We start from the raw sequence: 13,415 nt of genomic DNA, 5'->3' as shown, positions 1-13,415 counted from the left end.
TGACTAATGTTTGGTATCAGCTTCTCTGAACTGCTGCTCGTCGGCCTCGTTGCCCTGCTGGTGCTGGGCCCCGAGCGTCTGCCGGGTGCTGCGCGCACCGCCGGCCTGTGGGTCGGACGGCTAAAACGCAGCTTCAACGCGATCAAACAGGAAGTTGAACGTGAAATCGGTGCCGACGAGATTCGCCGGCAACTGCACAACGAACACATTCTGTCGCTGGAGCAGGAAGCGCGGAAAATCTTCCAGCCGGTTCAGCAAGAACCGACGCCGGTTGAGCACGTGGGCCAACAGACGATTCATGCGCCAACCGCGCCCGCTGCACCTGTACCCGCTCCGACACCGGCAACTGCCACCGCTGTAGCGCCGACAGAAACCGTGCCCGCTACTGCAGAAACTTCGGTTGAACATGTATCTCCAACCGCCGCGCCGATCACACCTGCGCCTCACGACCCCACTCTGCCGCCGCGAGCCCCATGAGCGATCTCCCCGAAAACGACCAGCACATGCCGCTGGTATCGCACCTCACCGAGTTGCGCACCCGCCTGCTGCGTTGTGTGGCGGCGATTTTCATCATCTTCGCCGGGCTGTTCGCGTTCACCCAGCAGATCTACACGTTCGTCTCGACGCCGCTGCGCCAGTACCTGCCGGTCGGCGCGACGATGATCGCCACCGACGTGTCGTCGCCATTCCTGACGCCACTGAAGCTGACGATGATGGTGTCGCTGTTCCTGGCGATCCCGGTGATCCTGCATCAGATCTGGGGGTTTATTGCGCCAGGCCTGTACAAGCATGAGAAGCGCATCGCGGTACCGTTGCTGGTGTCGAGCATCATGCTGTTCTACACCGGCATGGCGTTCGCCTATTACTTCGTGTTCCCGCTGATCTTCAAGTTCTTCGCTGCAGCCACCCCGGCCGGCGTGGAAATGATGACCGACATCGCCAGCTATCTCGACTTCGTCATGACACTGTTCTTCGCCTTCGGCGTGGCGTTCGAAATCCCCGTGGCCGTGGTGCTGCTGGTGTGGATCGGTGTAGTCGACGTTGCCTACCTGAGGAAGATCCGCCCGTACGTGATCATCGGCTGCTTCGTGGTCGGCATGATCCTGACGCCGCCAGACATCTTCTCGCAGACCCTGCTGGCCGTGCCGATGTGGATGCTGTTTGAGATCGGCATCCTGTTCGGGGGCCTGATCAGCAAACGCGAACGACCGGACGAGCATCCAGCCGACGATCACAACGACCAGCCGCCAGCGACCCAGGCATGAACCTGTTGTTGCTTGAAGAGGCCGATTTCATTGAGGCCGACCGTGTGGTGCTGCGTGATCGACGCCTGACACACATGCAGGAAGTCCATCGCTCGGAAGTCGGTGACAGCCTGCGGGTCGGGCGCATCAATGGGCTGATGGGTTCGGCTGAGCTGTTGCGGCTGGAGGCGGGTGAAGCGGAACTGCGCGTCACCCTCGATCAGCCGCCGCCGGCCAAGTTGCCACTGACATTGGTGCTGGCCCTGCCGCGCCCGAAGATGTTGCGACGCGTGTTTCAGACCGTGGCGACCATGGGCGTGTCGAAGGTGATTCTGGTCAACAGCTACCGCGTCGAAAAAAGCTTCTGGCAGACGCCGTTTCTTGAACCTGCAGCGATTCGTGAGCAATTGATCCTGGGCCTCGAACAGGCGCGCGACACGGTGCTGCCGGAGATCGTCATCGAGAAGCGCTTCAAGCCTTTTGTCGAAGATCGACTGCCGACGATCACCGAAGGAACCCTCGGCCTGGTAGGCCATCCCGGCAACTATCCGCCGTGCCCTCGCGCCTTGAGCGAACCGGTGACCCTGGCCATTGGCCCGGAGGGTGGCTGGATTCCCTACGAAATCGACCTGCTGGCCAAGTCCGGTCTGCAACCGGTGCAGCTCGGCGATCGTATCCTGCGCGTCGAAACCGCCGTAACCGCCCTCCTCGCCCGCCTTTTTTAATTCCCATACCTCGCAACAAAATCTCGCCTTTTTGTAGACAAATGGTGTTACAGAATGCAATCACTCGGCCGATACAGATCCCATAAGTCCAATAGTGGTTCAAGGGAGTCGTCGCATGTACCGTTGGTTAGCCGAGAGTCTTGGAAACGTCAGCGTCAAACGCAAACTGGGAATCGGTTTCGGCCTGGTGCTGTTGCTGACGTTATTGATCACCTTTACCGGCTGGACCGGCATGAGCGGCATCATCAGCCGCGGCGACAAGCTCGGGTTCATCTCCAGCCTTAACGAGCTGACCAAGGACCTTCGACTGGCACGGCTGGACTATGAAGCGCGCCGTGGCGAACAAGGCCCGGGCACGGTCAACGAACTGCTGAGCAAACTCGACAGCGGTCTGCAAACCGCTCGCGCCCTGATCGAACAACCGTCCGATGCCGCCATGGTCGATCAGCAACTGGCCGCCGTCGCTGAATACAAACGTGCCTTTGCCGACATGACCCAAGCCACCGTCCACCGCGAAGATGCCCGCAGCAAGCTGGGCGCCAACGCCGACAACGCTGTAGCCAAAGTCTCCGAAGTCGAAAAATCAATGCTGCAGGGTGACAGTGTTGCGCAGTTCAACAACGTGATCGAGCTGAGCAAACTGCTGCAGCAAGCGCGTTATCAAGTGCGCGGCTACACCTACAGCGGCAAAGCCGAGGCGGAGCAACCGGCCTTGGACGCCATCGACAATGCCCTGAAAAAGCTCGAAAGCCTGCCTTCGCAATTGCCGGAACAGCATATCGCCAACCTGCAACAGGCCACCGACTCGATCAAGGCCTATCGCGCGGCGGTCGCTCAGTTCCGCGATTCGCAGGTCACCAGTGCCACGTCACAGGCGCGCATGTCTGCGCAGGGCGACATTCTGATCGACCTCAGCAAGAAGCTGACGGCTTCGCAAACGGTCGTGCGCGACACCGATGCCGCCCACGCCAAAAACATGCTGTTGATCGCCACCCTGCTGGCCTTGGCCTTCGGCTTGCTGGCCGCTTGGGCGATCACCCGGCAGATCATCATTCCGCTGAACCAGACCCTGAAAGTCGCGGAACGTGTAGCTGCCGGCGATCTGACCCACAATCTGGTCTCGCTGCGCCGCGACGAACTCGGCCAGCTGCAACGCTCCATGCAAAGCATGACCCAGGGCCTGCGTGAGCTGATCGGCGGGATCAGCGAAGGCGTGACCCAGATCGCCAGCGCCGCTGAAGAACTGTCGGCGGTGACCGAGCAGACCAGCGCCGGGGTCAACAATCAGAAGATCGAGACCGATCAGGTTGCCACGGCCATGAACGAAATGACCGCCACCGTGCAGGAAGTCGCGCGTAACGCCGAAGAGGCCTCAGAAGCCGCCGTCGCCGCCGACCAACAGGCCCGTGAAGGTGACAAGGTGGTTGGCGAAGCAATCGCCCAGATCGAACGTCTGGCCGTTGAAGTCGGCAACTCCACCACAGCCATGGGCGAGCTCAAGCGCGAAAGCGACAAAATCGGCAGCGTGCTCGACGTGATCAAATCCGTGGCCCAGCAAACCAACCTGCTGGCACTCAACGCCGCGATTGAAGCGGCGCGTGCCGGTGAAGCCGGACGTGGTTTCGCGGTGGTTGCCGATGAAGTGCGCAGCCTCGCGCAGCGCACTCAGAAGTCCACCGAAGAGATCGAAGAGCTGATCGTCGGCCTGCAAAACGGCACCCAGCAAGTGGCGACGATCATGGACAACAGCCGTACCCTCACCGACAGCAGCGTCGAGCTGACCCGCCGGGCCGGTGGTTCACTGGAAAGCATCACGCGCACGGTGTCGGCGATTCAGGCGATGAACCAGCAGATTGCTGCGGCGGCTGAACAGCAGAGCGCGGTGGCGGAAGAGATCAACCGTAGCGTGCTGAACGTACGCGATGTGTCGGATCAGACATCGGCGGCAAGTGAAGAGACAGCGGCGTCCAGCGTTGAGCTGGCGCGGTTGGGTACGCATTTGCAGATGCTGGTGGGGCGATTCAAAGTCTAAAAGCAAAAAAGGGGCCTGTCGCCAGGCTCCTTCGTTATCTTTCAAGCTTATCTGTATGACGAATTTTTTGTGCAATGTCAGCCAGATCCAGATCGACATCACCTTTAAAATCATGGGACGAGATGTAGCCTTCATAATGGCTGAAGAACTTGTTCACGTTAGAGTTGATCGGTCGGAAGTTACTGGAATCGCCTGTGCCGTGCATGGGGATGAGCTTCGCGTGCAGGTGGTCAACTCCATATCCCTCCAATACAAGCCCGGTTCTTCCGACGTCCGCAAATGTTCTATCAATTAACAACGCCACTTTCTTGGCCGCAATAATCAACGCTGACAATACTTCATCAGACTGGGCGAAAGCGTAACTGCTGAAGTGTTGCTTTGGCACAACGACCGAAAATCCTGGTGTATTGGGATAAATTGAGAGAAACGCAGCGTGACTCGCATCCTCCCATATCAAATGCATGGGTAAGTCGCCGCCGATCATTTTGCAAAAAATACAATCCATATAAATAAGCCACCATTCAAACTTATTGGTTTATGCCCTTCGCCTGTTAGCCCGACAGCGTGTTGAATCTCCAAGGTGAACTGTTCGCATCCCAGACGATACTATGTGATTCTGCACTGCCCAGCGTCCGACTTGCCAATGCCGCGATAACAGATGATGCCAACATCGCTGCCAAGCTGAAATTGCTCGGGCCGTAGCTCGGCATAACGCCCTTGGGTAAACGCTGCCAGTTGAATTGAGGCAACGTCGGCGTTTGAAAAACATTGTCCGTCGAGTCGACAACGTGCGACGGTATGCCTGTATAAAAATTCGTCATACACATGCGATGCAGATAGCCGGCACTGACCACCGGAATTTGGCAATCATCGGCCAACCGTTGGGATTGTGCAGCCATCGTGGCCGGTTCGTCAGCAGTCACTACAACCGCGTCAAAGCCCTGCTGGATCAGATCATAGGCCCCATCCAGATCGATATTTCGCTTGAGAGTTTCGACTCCAACATCCGGAAATTTTTCGCCGACAATCTCTTTGAGCACATCCACTTTGAATGAACCGACGTCGGCTCTACGCCAGAATAATTGTCGATTTAGATTACTTTCTTCAATGACATCACCATCCGTGACAGTAATATGACCAATGCCGCTGCCCGCTAGCAACAGGCTGGTGGTACTTCCTATTCCGCCACAACCGACTAATAGAACTCTGGAACGTTTTAGTGCCTCTATATCGCTCAACACATCTTCACAGGATCGAGCACCACAGAGCAAATAACTGACCGTCCGGCTTGAGCGCGGATCGTCGAGTAATTCGTGAACTTCTTTCATCGCTTGCGCACTTCCCGGTATTAGCGCCCCGGCAGCTTGCAGCGCTTCGAGCATCGCGTCCTGCCCTTGCCCGGCTAATTGCACTACTCCGCACGGTCCGCTGATGTACATTCCGCCCTCATATACTCCATAGAGCGTGGAAGGTACAACGATACCCATGTAACCGGCTCCGGCAAAAAACGCATCTTGATTATCCATAACGCACCTGCTCTTGAACCCCGTCCTGAAGGGACGGGGTCATTAGTCAAAGGTTTAGTTAAACCGTTAATTACAGAGCGGGGTGTAACCATGCTTGCGCATGTATGCAAGCTCTCGGGCACTACAAGGAAGCTGACCAAAAGCCACAACATTATTCCCAAGTTGCATCTGGTGTTCAGCCACGAAGGGATTTACAGGCTTTACGTCTTCAGCATGTGCAGTTGTAGACATCGCAGCCACACTCGCCAGCAAAGCGACGATACCACTAGTTTTCTTTTCCATAAGAGTCATCACTCACCAATATCGGGTTTATTGAGGGTTAACGCATCTCCTTGATACGCTTTCAATAGACGATTGATGACCATAAGTAATTAAGGCTGGACGCCAATTCAAAAGTAAACGTTTGTAACAGGAGGCCGAGTGGCTTCGGCCTGGAACTATAGCGGTGGTACTTTCCAAGCCTCCGATGACTGGGCGATGGCGTTGACCGACACAGCCCACTGCCTACGTCACTTCAACGCATAGCGCAAAACGTGGGAACGACCAGCGACTACAAGACCTGACGCAGAAAAGCCTGAGCCCGCGGATCCTTCGGTGCATCAAAGAACTCTGCCGGCGAGGCATCCTCCAGCAACTTGCCGTGATCGAAGAACAACACCCGATCCGCCACTTCCCGGGCGAAACCCATTTCGTGGGTGACGCACACCATGGTCATGCCTTCCACGGCCAGGTTCTTCATCACATCCAGCACTTCGCCGACCATTTCCGGGTCGAGGGCCGATGTCGGCTCATCGAACAACATCACCTTCGGTTCCATCGCCAACGCCCGGGCAATCGCCACGCGTTGCTGCTGACCGCCGGACAGACGTGACGGAAACTCGTTGGCCTTCTGCGCGATGCCGACCTTTTCCAGCAATGCCATAGCCTTGGCTTCGCGCTCTTTCTTGCCGCGCTTGCGCACGACTTTCTGTGCCAGACAGAGGTTTTCCAGCACGGTCATGTGCGGGAACAGATTGAAATGCTGGAACACCATGCCGACTTCGCGGCGGTAGGCGTTGACGTCGGTTTTCGGGTCGGCCAGTTGCAGACCGTCGATGCTCACCGAGCCGGAATCGAACTCTTCCAGGCCATTGAGACAACGCAGGAAGGTCGACTTGCCGGAACCGGACGGGCCGATCACTACCAGCACTTCGCCTTTGGCGACCGAGGTGCTGACGTTATCCACCGCGCGCACCACTTGCCCGCGGGTGTCGAAGACTTTTACCAGATCGCGGACTTCAATCACTTTGCGCGAGCCTCCGCTCAAGCCGGCTGGCGATTTTCGACAGCGGCAGGTTGATCAACAGGTACAGACCGGCAACACAGAACAGAATCTCGAACGGCGAAAACGACGTGGTGATGACTTCACGGCCGCTTTTGAGCAGCTCGGTGATGGCGATCACCGACACCAGCGAGGTGTCCTTGACCAGACTGATGAACTGCCCGGCCAGCGGCGGCAGCACTCGTTTAAACGCTTGCGGCAGCACGACGTGGCGCATCGACTGGCCGGCACTCAGGCCGAGCGAACGCGCGGCTTCGTTCTGGCCCCGGGCAATCGACTGCACGCCGGAACGGATGATCTCGGCCACGTACGCGCCTGTGAACAGCGACAACGCGGCGATCCCGGCGAACTCCCGGGACAGGTTCATCACCGTGCCGATGAAGAAGTAGAAAATGAAAATCTGCACCAGCAGCGGTGTTCCGCGCACCAGTTCGACGTAGATGCTCGACAGGTCGCGCAACGTCGGGTTGCTCGACAAGCGGCACAGCCCGGTAACCAGACCAATCACCAACCCGAGAATGCCGGACACCACCGACAACCAGAGCGTGGTCCACAGCCCCCATAACAGCGGCCCTGCCGCCCAATGCCGAGTAACACCCACGACGTCGCCTTCAGCCACATCGTCGCCCTGAGCGAATTGCAGGCTGTTCTCGTCGACGGTCAGGTGCTGTTCGTCGCCTGCATCGTTGCGCAGGGTGACCTCAGCGCTGCTGCCTTTGCGCACCAGTTCAGTGACGGTGGAAATGTCCGTAGCGCGCTGGGATTCTTCGGCTTGATAAGCGAAGTACTGCGGCACACGGTTCCAGCGCCATTCGTAGGACATCAGCGACGTGGCGTAATACAACGCGCCCGCCAGACCGATCAGCACCAGCACGGTCAAGACGTGCCAGGGCCATTGGGCTTTTTTATGTTTCATTGGATTTGCAGGTTCCGAATTCTGTGTCGCTTGAGAGTCCGCCATCGCGGGCAAGCCCGCTCCCACAATGAGCCAGGGTGAGCACAAATTTTGTGTTCAACGCGAACCCTGTGGGAGCGGGCTTGCCCGCGATTGGAGCGACGCGGTCTATCTGACCGGGCTTATTCCATGTCCTTGAGCCACTCGGTGCTCTTGAACCACTTGTCATGGATGCGATCGTAGGTGCCGTCTTCGTGGATCTGGTGCAGGAAGTTGTTGATGAAGTTGAGGCTGTCGTAGTCGCCCTTCTTCAGGCCGAAGGCCAGCGGCTCGTAGGTGAACGGCTTGTCGAGGAACACCAGTTTGCCTGCACCGACTTTGGTCACCGCCACGACGTTGTACGGCGCGTCGTAGATGAAGGCGTCGGCCTTGCCGTTGACCACGTCGAGCACAGCTTCCTGCTCGTTGTCGTAGCCGTGGTACTTGGCTTTGGAGATCAGCTTCTTGGCGACCATCTCACCGGTGGTGCCGAGCTTGGAGGTGATGCGGTAGTCGGCAGTGTTCAGATCTTTATAGGACTTGATGGTGCCTTCCAGCTCCTTGCGGATCAGCAGGGTCTGGCCAACCACGATGAACGGGTCGCTGAAGTTCAGGCGCAGGTTGCGTTCCTGAGTCAGGGTCATGCCGCTGCCGATCATGTCGAACTTGTCGGTCATCAGCGCCGGGATGATGCCGTCGTAACCGGTGGAGACCAGCTCCAGTTTGACGCCCATGGCCTTGGTCATGGCTTTGAGGATATCGACTTCGAAGCCGATGATTTCACCGCGTTTGTTGGTCATCTCGAACGGCATATAGGTCGGATCCATGCCGACTTTCAAGGTGCCGCGCTTGACCGCGTCATCGATTGCGCCCGCGTGTGCCGCATTGACTGCAACCAGTGCCGTGACGCCGACCAGCAGCATCGACAGATACTTCTTCATCTTCAAGTCCCCAAAACCATTGCGTTTGCGGCGCGAAAACCAACAGTGACGGGCAAAAAAGCCCGGGCGCGCCAATTCGGGGACGGATGCTAACGCACTCGTTCTTTTGCACAAGGGTTAATGGGTGATTTGTTTGACAATCAAGGGCCACCTTCACCCCAGCCCTCCCGAAACGTCGGGCCGCCCGGAGGGAGAGAGTTAGGGTGAGGGGCTTTTCAGCAGTCAAAAAAAACCCCGCTACATTAGCGGGGTTTCTTCATCAAGCCGGCTGAGCCTGCAATGCCACCGGTCGCAGCGGCAGCAACGGCGCATGCGGATCGGCTTTCACCGAGGCCCGCCATGCGTCCAGCCACTCGGCGTGACCTTCGGCCCAGACCTGCTCGTGCAGGCGTGCCAAGGCCACCGGATCGCTCAACAGTTGCAAGCGATCATGGTTGTTCAGCCCGGCAGGACCGACCTTGATCGCGTGACGCACACGCTCCTGACGCAGCCATTCAATCGGCTCGGCCTGACCGTGACGGGAGGTCGCCAGCGAGCACGCCAAAGCGTTCTGCTGCGGATCGACCACCGCGCGGACGAAGCCGTCGTTCAGTGCGTGCCAGCGATTTTCGTGGGTGTACTGATCGGTGGCCAGCAGCGCCTGTGGCGGATTGTATTCCTCAGGGATGAGGAACAGGCTCTCGTCACGGGATTTGAGGCCCAGACCGACACGGCTGGAAATCACCGACACCGGAATCGATAGCATCAACGAACCCACGATCGGCACCAGCCACCAGAGGAAGCTCGGGTTCAGCCAGATCACCAGCAAGGCCCAGAAGAAGCCCAACAGGGTCTGCGGACCGTGGCGTTTGACCGCCTCGCCCCATGGCGTGGAGTCGTCGTCACGTTGCGGCGAGTTCCAGGTCGCGGCCCAGCCGAGGAACGCGGCCAGAACGAAACGGGTGTGGAAAATCATCCGCACCGGCGCCAGCAGCATGGAGAACAACATCTCCAGCAGCATCGACAGCGTCACCTTGAACTTGCCACCGAACTCTTTCGCGCCCTTGGCCCAGATCAGGATGATGCTCAACAGTTTCGGCAGGAACAGCAGCACGATGGTTGTCGAGAACAGCGCGATCGCCTTGTCCGGGTGCCATTGTGGCCACAGCGGATAGAGCTGACGCGGTTCAAGGAAATACTGCGGCTCCATCAAGGTGTTCACCGCCAGTAGCGCAGTCGACAACACCAGGAAGAAGAACCACAACGGCGCCGACAGGTACGACATCACGCCAGTGAGGAATACCGCACGGTGTACCGGGTGCATGCCTTTAACCAGAAACAGACGGAAGTTCATCAGGTTACCGTGGCACCAGCGACGGTCACGCTTGAGTTCGTCGAGCAGGTTGGGCGGCAACTCTTCGTAACTGCCCGGCAAGTCGTAAGCAATCCACACGCCCCAACCGGCACGACGCATCAGCGCAGCTTCAACAAAGTCGTGAGACAGGATCGCACCGGAGAACGCCCCTTTACCCGGCAACGGCGCCAAGGCGCAGTGGTCGATAAACGGCTTCATGCGGATGATCGCGTTGTGGCCCCAGTAGTGGGATTCACCCAACTGCCAGAAGTGAAGGCCGGCAGTAAACAGCGGGCCGTACACGCGGGTCGCGAACTGCTGCATGCGCGCATACAGAGTGTCCATCCCCGACGCACGCGGCGCGGTCTGGATGATCCCGGCGTCCGGCGTGGCTTCCATCAAGCGCACCAGACTGGTCAGGCATTCGCCGCTCATGACCGAGTCAGCGTCGAGGACGACCATGTACTTGTAGTCACCACCCCAACGACGGCAGAAGTCGTCGAGGTTGCCGCTCTTGCGTTTCACACGGCGACGACGGCGACGGTAGAAGATCTTGCCGAAGCCCTTGGCTTCGCGGCAGACGTCCAGCCAGGCCTGTTGCTCGGCTACGCAGATGTCGGAGTCGTTACTGTCGCTGAGCACGAAGAAGTCGAAACGATCCAGATCACCAGTAGCGGCGACCGATTCGAACGTTGCACGCAAACCGGCGAATACACGCGGCACGTCTTCGTTGCAGATTGGCATTACCAGTGCGGTACGCGCTTCTTTGGCAATCGGCTCGTTGCCGGCACTTTTACCGGAGATGCGGTATTTATCGTGACCGGTGAGCAACTCGAGGAAGCCCATCAGCGCGGTCCAGAAACCGGCTGAAACCCAGCAGAACAGAATCCCGAACAGAATCAGGATGCTGGTTTGCAGCGCATACGGCAGCACTTGCGTGGCGGTTTGCAGCAGTGGCTGATGCAGGACTTCTTCCAGATCAACGAACGACCAGCCTTGGTACGGCATGATGCCTTTCATGTACCAGCCGGCGACGATGGTCTGACCGAGCATCAGCACCAGCAAGATGTAGCGACGGATCGAACCGACTGTGCGCCAGCGCGCCGCCGGCAGGACGTTCTCGTCCTTGGGCGGTTGCGGCGGGTTGGTGCGGCCAGTCAAGCGGCGCCAGCCGCGCACCAGAATATTGGTGCGCCACGGCTCCGGCACGACTTTGGTCCGACGGATCGGGGGCGTTGCCTTGAGGCTGACCCGACCGCTGGCGTCGAGCACCAGCATTTCCGCTTCTTCAAGCTCTTCAGCGGTGCTCAGTGTCAGGCGCTTGCCCACCGAAGCCTGGGCGGCTTCGGCAGGGGCGTCGAACGTCGAGGACGACAGGCGTTCATGCAACTCGCTGAACGACTGGCAGCCCGCGAGTTCCGCGCGCTGCTCGTCGGTCATCGGCAGATGCGCCAGGTACTCGGACAGAGTCTCTGGCTGTACTTGAGAGTTACTCATCGGCAGGCAACTGATAGCTCCAGGTCTCGGTCAGGACTTCTTCAGTCGGTGCCGATTCCGGTGTGGCTGTGGCCGCGTCCGCAGCGACTGGCTGCTTGGCGTCTTTGTTGGCCTTGTCCTTGGCATCTGCGGCTGGCTTGGCGTCAGCCAGTTTGGCCTCGGCTGCCTTGGCTTCCTTGTCGAGTTTCTCTTGTTGCTTGGCGGCAACCTTGTCGGCCTTGGCAACGGACGAGTTGGACGCCGGCACCGAAGACTTGGCCAGATCTGCCGTAACGATTGGCTGCACCAGAGCGGCACGCATCTCGGTCGCCTTGCTCGCGTCCTTGATCTTCATGCGCAGGGTCAAACGCCAGCCCTTGGTTTCAGGGTTGTAGCGCACGTTGTTCTCGACCAGTTCGGCATTGTCGCCAACGCTGACCTGGCTGCGAACGTCCGCATCCGGGGCCAGGGCCGCCAGCGATGGACCTTCGAAGTCGACCAGATAGGCAACGCTGCCATCCGGCTGACGGATCAGGTTCGATTGCTTGACGTCACCGGTGGAACGCAGAGTCTGCGCAACCCAGGCGCTGTCCGGCGCGTGAATCGCCGCTTCGTCCATGGTCCAGTGCATGCGATAGGCGAAGTCGAGTGGCTGACCTGGCTCCGGCAATTTTTCCGGGCTCCAGAACGCAACGATGTTGTCGTTGGTTTCGTCGGCGGTTGGAATCTCGACCAGATCGACGGTGCCTTTGCCCCAGTCGCCCTTCGGCTCGATCCAGGCGCTTGGGCGCTTGTCGTAGCGGTCATCGAGGTCTTCGTAATGGCTGAAGTCACGGCCACGTTGCAGCAAGCCAAAACCACGCAGGTTTTCGACGCTGAAGTTGCTCACGGCCAGGTGTTTCGGGTTGTTCAGCGGACGCCAGATCCACTCGCCGTTGCCGGCATGGATCGACAGACCGCTGGAGTCGTGCAGTTCACGACGGTAGTTGAGGACTTTCGACGGCTGGTTGGCGCCGAACAGGAACATGCTGGTCAGCGGTGCGATGCCCAGTTTGCCAACCTTGTCACGCAGGAACATCTGCGCTTTGACGTCGACAATGGTGTCGCTGCCCGGGCGCAGGATCAGACGGTAGGCACCGGTAGCGCGCGGCGAATCAAGCAGGGCGAAGATCACCAGATGCTTGTCGCCCGGTTTCGGCTGCTGAATCCAGAACTCGCGAAAACGCGGGAATTCTTCACCCGACGGCAACGCGGTATCGATCGCCAGGCCGCGGGCCGACAGACCATAGGTGTGACCCTTGCCGACGACGCGGAAGTAGCTCGCGCCGAGCATGGTCATGATTTCGTCTTGCTTGTCGGCCTTGTTGATCGGGTACAGCACACGGAAACCGGCATAACCCAGTTGCTCGGTGGCTTTTGGATCAAACTTCAGGTCGCCAAAATCGAAGCGAGTCGGATCGTATTTGATCTCATCGACGCTGTTGGCAGTGATTTCGTTGATTTTCACCGGTGTATCGAAGTGCATACCCTGGTGATAGAAGGAGAGCTTGAACGGCGTCTTCTTATCAGCCCACTCAGCCTTTTCGGTGAGGAAGCGGATTTTCTGATAGTCCGCGAACTTCATATCGCGGAATTCGTTCGGCAGGTTGCTGCGCGGGGCTTCGAACTTCTGCCCGGCCAGCTCTTTGGCCTTGGCCGACACATCGTCAAGATTGAACGCCCAAAGCTGACCGGCGCTGAGCAGGCACAGGAGCGCCGAACCCGCTACCAGGGCACTTCGCATGCGTTTGGCAGACATTTTTGCTGCATTACAGGGACTAACAATCACGAGCAACCCTCGCCGAAAACAGATCAAAAAACCAACGGCCAGCTATCTATATGCC

Annotated in this window: 11 protein-coding genes and 2 pseudogenes; 5 read left to right on the top strand and 8 right to left on the bottom strand. The window is 58.6% G+C overall.

Going from position 1 to position 13,415, the window contains the following annotated elements; all coding sequences use genetic code 11:
• The first annotated feature begins 6 nt into the window (after nucleotides 1-6).
• From tatB to H8B20_RS28350, 5 genes and pseudogenes are all read left to right on the top strand, one after another.
• Nucleotides 7-477, top strand: coding sequence for a Sec-independent protein translocase protein TatB (gene tatB, locus H8B20_RS17920; protein WP_150593924.1), 471 nt, complete (start codon nucleotides 7-9; stop codon nucleotides 475-477).
• On the top strand, nucleotides 474-1,265 hold the full coding sequence (tatC, locus tag H8B20_RS17915) for a twin-arginine translocase subunit TatC (protein ID WP_042557243.1): 792 nt from the start codon (nucleotides 474-476) through the stop codon (nucleotides 1,263-1,265). Before tatB ends, tatC begins: the two co-directional genes overlap by 4 nt.
• A complete protein-coding gene (locus tag H8B20_RS17910) occupies nucleotides 1,262-1,969 on the top strand; it encodes a 16S rRNA (uracil(1498)-N(3))-methyltransferase (RefSeq protein ID WP_210624071.1) in 708 nt (235 codons plus the stop codon). The genes tatC and H8B20_RS17910 overlap by 4 nt, the downstream gene beginning before the upstream one ends.
• Before the next feature lie 115 nt (nucleotides 1,970-2,084).
• Nucleotides 2,085-3,146: pseudogene (locus H8B20_RS28355) on the top strand (methyl-accepting chemotaxis protein); the annotation flags it as partial.
• Nucleotides 3,129-4,001 carry a methyl-accepting chemotaxis protein gene (locus H8B20_RS28350; RefSeq protein WP_395593817.1) on the top strand — a complete coding sequence of 291 codons (873 nt, stop codon included), beginning with the start codon at nucleotides 3,129-3,131 and terminating at the stop codon, nucleotides 3,999-4,001. The pseudogene H8B20_RS28355 and the gene H8B20_RS28350, both read left to right, overlap by 18 nt.
• 34 nt (nucleotides 4,002-4,035) lie before the next feature.
• On the opposite strand, the gene H8B20_RS17900 is transcribed toward H8B20_RS28350, so the two are convergent.
• The 8 genes and pseudogenes from H8B20_RS17900 to H8B20_RS17865 all read right to left on the bottom strand — a co-directional run bounded on the left by H8B20_RS17900 (nucleotide 4,036) and on the right by H8B20_RS17865 (nucleotide 13,330).
• Nucleotides 4,036-4,506: an HIT family protein gene (locus H8B20_RS17900; protein ID WP_210624069.1), complete on the bottom strand. Its 471-nt coding sequence runs from the start codon at nucleotides 4,504-4,506 to the stop codon at nucleotides 4,036-4,038.
• A 46-nt stretch (nucleotides 4,507-4,552) separates the two neighbouring features.
• Nucleotides 4,553-5,527, bottom strand: coding sequence for a ThiF family adenylyltransferase (locus H8B20_RS17895; protein ID WP_210624068.1), 975 nt, complete (start codon nucleotides 5,525-5,527; stop codon nucleotides 4,553-4,555).
• Nucleotides 5,528-5,593: 66 nt separating this feature from the next.
• Nucleotides 5,594-5,809, bottom strand: coding sequence for a hypothetical protein (locus H8B20_RS17890; protein WP_210624067.1), 216 nt, complete (start codon nucleotides 5,807-5,809; stop codon nucleotides 5,594-5,596).
• A 268-nt stretch (nucleotides 5,810-6,077) separates the two neighbouring features.
• On the bottom strand, nucleotides 6,078-6,812 hold the full coding sequence (locus tag H8B20_RS17885; protein ID WP_042557240.1) for an amino acid ABC transporter ATP-binding protein: 735 nt from the start codon (nucleotides 6,810-6,812) through the stop codon (nucleotides 6,078-6,080).
• Nucleotides 6,805-7,764, bottom strand: a complete 960-nt coding sequence (locus H8B20_RS17880; protein ID WP_210624066.1) for an amino acid ABC transporter permease — start codon at nucleotides 7,762-7,764, stop codon at nucleotides 6,805-6,807. The genes H8B20_RS17885 and H8B20_RS17880 overlap by 8 nt, the downstream gene beginning before the upstream one ends.
• A gap of 161 nt (nucleotides 7,765-7,925) precedes the next feature.
• Complete coding sequence (locus H8B20_RS17875) at nucleotides 7,926-8,723, bottom strand: transporter substrate-binding domain-containing protein (RefSeq protein ID WP_150603992.1); 798 nt, start codon at nucleotides 8,721-8,723, stop codon at nucleotides 7,926-7,928.
• A gap of 242 nt (nucleotides 8,724-8,965) precedes the next feature.
• Nucleotides 8,966-11,553, bottom strand: a pseudogene (gene mdoH / locus H8B20_RS17870) (glucans biosynthesis glucosyltransferase MdoH).
• Entirely contained in the window at nucleotides 11,546-13,330 is a 1,785-nt protein-coding gene (locus tag H8B20_RS17865; protein WP_228732708.1) for a glucan biosynthesis protein G, read from the bottom strand. The pseudogene mdoH and the gene H8B20_RS17865 overlap by 8 nt, the downstream one beginning before the upstream one ends.
• Nucleotides 13,331-13,415: the final 85 nt, after the last annotated feature.

Origin of the sequence: Pseudomonas sp. P42 (assembly GCF_017973755.1) — a bacterium.
GTDB classification, from domain to species: domain Bacteria; phylum Pseudomonadota; class Gammaproteobacteria; order Pseudomonadales; family Pseudomonadaceae; genus Aquipseudomonas; species Aquipseudomonas iridis.
Note: the sequence above shows the minus strand (reverse complement) of the source record. Positions and strands in the feature narration are given on the sequence as shown.